General features: G+C 67.6%; 1 protein-coding gene. It reads right to left on the minus strand.

Going from position 1 to position 788, the window contains the following annotated elements:
* Positions 1-788: lipoyl synthase (locus ABD978_RS43645; RefSeq protein ID WP_345367673.1), on the minus strand; the 788-nt coding region annotated here is incomplete at both ends.

A 788-nucleotide genomic window follows, 5' to 3' on the forward strand; every position in this document is an offset into this window, starting at 1 on the left:
CCCGGACATGACGCCGGCGAAGCCGATGGCCTCGGCCTCGTCTTTGAGTTCGACGAACTCTTCGGGTTTGACCCAGCGTTCGACGGGGTGGTGGCGGGGGGAGGGCCGCAGGTACTGGGTGATGGTCAAAAGTTCACATCCGGCTTCGTGCAGGTCCCGCATCGCCTCGGTGATCTCTTCGCGGGTTTCGCCCATGCCCAGGATGAGGTTGGACTTGGTGACCAGTCCGTCGGCGCGGGCGGCGGTCAGCACCGAAAGGGAGCGTTCGTAGCGGAAGCCGGGGCGGATGCGTTTGAAGATCCGTGGGACGGTCTCCAGGTTGTGGGCCAGGACTTCGGGGCGGGCGGAGAAGACCTCGGCGAGCAGGTGGGGGGTGGCGTTGAAGTCCGGGATGAGCAGTTCCACGCCGCAGCCGGGGACGGCGGTGTGGATTTGGCGGACGGTCTCGGCGTAGAGCCAGGCGCCGCCGTCGGGCAGGTCGTCGCGGGCGACGCCGGTGACGGTGGCGTACCGCAGGCCCATGGTCTGGACGGATTCGGCGACGCGGCGGGGTTCGTCGGGGTCGTAGGCGGCGGGTTTGCCGGTGTCGATCTGGCAGAAGTCACATCGGCGGGTGCATTGGTCCCCGCCGATGAGGAAGGTGGCCTCGCGGTCTTCCCAGCATTCGTAGATGTTGGGGCAGCCGGCTTCCTGGCAGACGGTGTGCAGGCCCTCGGAGCGGACCAGGTCGGTCAGCTCGCGGTATTGGGGGCCCATCGACAACCGGGTCTTGATCCACGGCGGTTTGC

It is taken from the genome of Actinoallomurus liliacearum (genome assembly GCF_039542035.1).
Lineage (GTDB): Bacteria > Actinomycetota > Actinomycetes > Streptosporangiales > Streptosporangiaceae > Actinoallomurus > Actinoallomurus liliacearum.